Below are 2,681 nucleotides of genomic sequence, written 5' to 3'. Positions count from 1 at the left end.
GGTAAATTTATAGGCGAGGGGTCAGATTTTCATGATTGCTTTTTTGTGGACATTATTAATGGTTATACTAATTGCGGGATCAGTAATCTTGGTTGGCAAATTGAGGGCTACCAGATTAGATGCAAAACGGAAAAAATGGTGGGTAATCTTCCATGTTCTCTTTGTGATTATCTATTTTACAGGGGTGTTAGGTAATTTCGTCTTAACACTATTTACTCTCTATTTAAAAGATCGCGAACTTATTTATGCTGCTCATTATTTCATCAAATATTTTGACTATTACTTAATTGTTCCAGGGGCTTTAGGGAGTTTGGCAACCGGTATTTGGCTAGCTGTCGGAGGGTGGGGGATCACCACACATTACTGGATTATCGCGAAGTGGGTCGGTAATTTGATGACGATTTTCTTTGGTAGTATTTTTATTGGTACGTGGATTGAAAAGGCATTAAATGCACTTTCTCTAAAAGAGCTTGAACCCATGTACAATCCCGACTACCTTCATAGTCAAAAAATGATACTGAATGGAAGCGTACTAGTGTTAGCAATATTAGTCTTTTTAACCGTGATCTCATATCTAAAACCGTGGGGGAAGAGAAAGGTAAGTCAACGACGATAATACTGCTTACGAGGGTTTAAAGATTGATATGTGGCTTTTAGAATATTGGGGATCGCGCTAAGATATGGATAGTTAAGTGATCTTGATCACGTCAGTTTCTGGTTGATTTAACTGGCGGGGGAGCTAAATAATAACGCCGGTGTGTTACGGTAGTTGCGTTACGCTAACGAGAGTTTAGCGTGGCGCTTACTCTCAATTGTTGGAAGGAAAGTTCTATTCTTTCGCGAATTCATTAGACATGCCGAAGTTGCGTTCTTGTGTCGGGTGACAAGAACATTATCTCATTAGAGGTCGCGTAAATCGCGGCTTTTTTGTTTTATGGGATAAAGTTCTTGTCAAAACCAAATGACAAGAACTTTATCCCATTCCCGATTTTGACAAGAACTTTATCTCATTCCCGACTGATAGGGTCGGAGACTTTTTGTTGGCCATCGGATCGGTTGCGATTTCTAAACTACCATGAAAATTAAAAGTCTGGCAGTCGAAGAAAATGAACAGCACTAAAGAAGACGCTGCCCATTCGTTTTTAAAAAAAAGTGTAGCGTCAAGGATATAAGGGTCATAGATCAGGAGACTTCCGAAATCGTAACATTGTAGCCTAAAGTTTCAAGCCTTCGAACCGAATTCCGTACAATTGAACCAAGTTTTTGCTTATCAAAATAATCCTCACCTAGATCAACATATATTTCTTTTCTTGTAAGTAGATAATAAGCGATTCTTAGCATGGCATGGGCCACTACAATAGCAGCTCTTTTCCTACCTTTTCGTGCTAAAGTTCGCCTATACATAGCACCAAGATAGTTTTTAGAGGAACCTACAGAATGTGCCGCCTCTGTTAGGGCAGATTTCAAATATTTGTTTCCTTTCTTACCTTTAGAAGACTTCCTTTTGCCTGCGCTTTCATTATGTCCTGGTACAACTGCTGCCCAAGAACACAAGTGAGCCGCACTTGGAAATTGCTCTTTAATGTTTGTTCCAATTTCAGCTAGGATTTGTTCAGCCATTCGAGTGGCAATTCCGGGTATAGAATCTAATCGCTCGATATCCTCTTGATTTGAGATGACTCTCTGCGAAACCTCTTGATCTAACATCTCAATTTGCTCAGTAAGGAAGTCAATATGAGCTAAAATAGTTTTAAGCATCATGCGTTGATGAGGATTAACGTAACCTCGAAGAGCGAGTTCGAGTTCATCTTTTTTCTTTTTCATAGATCGTCGAGCGAGGCCTGCTAATTTTTCAGGATCTTCTTCGCCGTTTGCAATAGCGTTAAGCATGTCCTTAGATGAGACCCCCATAATATCTGAAACCACAGAGCCCAGTTTAATATTAGCTCCCTCTAGCACTTTTTGAATTCGATTATGTTGCCTAGCATGTTCTTCAATAATGCTCCGGCGATAACGAACTAATTCACGTAATTCACGTAGAATTCGGTTTGGTATAAAACTAGCCTTCAGAAGTCCATGACGAAGAAGCTTGGCAATCCATTCCGCATCTTGGACATCCGTTTTACGTCCAGGAAGAGCTTTCATATGCTGAGCATTAACGACAAGAAACTCAATATCCTCAGCTTCTAATAAGTTAACAATTGGTTTCCAGAATACACCTGTACTCTCCATTGCTACGTGGGTACACCCATGCTTTTTAATCCAGTCAATTAACTGAAGGAGAAATACGGTTTTAGTAGGAAATGTTTGAATCTCCTTTCCTTCGGGTGTCATCGTACATGCAGTAATGGAATCCTTATGAACATCCATACCACATGCTCGCTCAATGATAATATCCATTCAAATTATCCTTTCCACGGTCTGAATATGGGCTGGTGCAACAACCAAAATAGGATTAATCTACCATGAGTGCTTCCCGAAGGAGCGACATTCTGTGATGCACCGTGGTTGGTGGAGTCAGACTAACGGTTGGGCTCTAACGCACCATAGTTGATCGACCTTCCTCACCCAGCCGTAGTAGAAGTATTGACTGATTTTATCCATTTTCATCCTCTGTGGTGCAGCGCTGGTCTTGCGCTGCATGAACTCTGTGGTGCAGCGCTGGTCTTGCGCTGCATGAA

General features: G+C 40.8%; 2 protein-coding genes. One reads left to right on the top strand and one right to left on the bottom strand.

Annotated elements, in window-relative coordinates; translation table 11 throughout:
• The first annotated feature begins 31 nt into the window (after positions 1-31).
• Positions 32-616, top strand: a complete 585-nt coding sequence (locus tag AC1DUA_RS32960) for a DUF2269 domain-containing protein (protein ID WP_477503747.1) — start codon at positions 32-34, stop codon at positions 614-616.
• Positions 617-1,182: 566 nt separating this feature from the next.
• Here the strand turns inward: AC1DUA_RS32960 and AC1DUA_RS32955 are convergent.
• Positions 1,183-2,400, bottom strand: coding sequence for an IS110 family RNA-guided transposase (locus tag AC1DUA_RS32955; RefSeq protein WP_477503746.1), 1,218 nt, complete (start codon positions 2,398-2,400; stop codon positions 1,183-1,185).
• Between the last annotated feature and the right edge of the window lie 281 nt (positions 2,401-2,681).

The sequence above is a fragment of the Paenibacillus sp. 01T422 genome, from assembly GCF_056398785.1.
The sequence above is the reverse complement of the archived record's forward strand: the minus strand, read 5'-3'. Positions and strand labels throughout refer to the sequence as shown.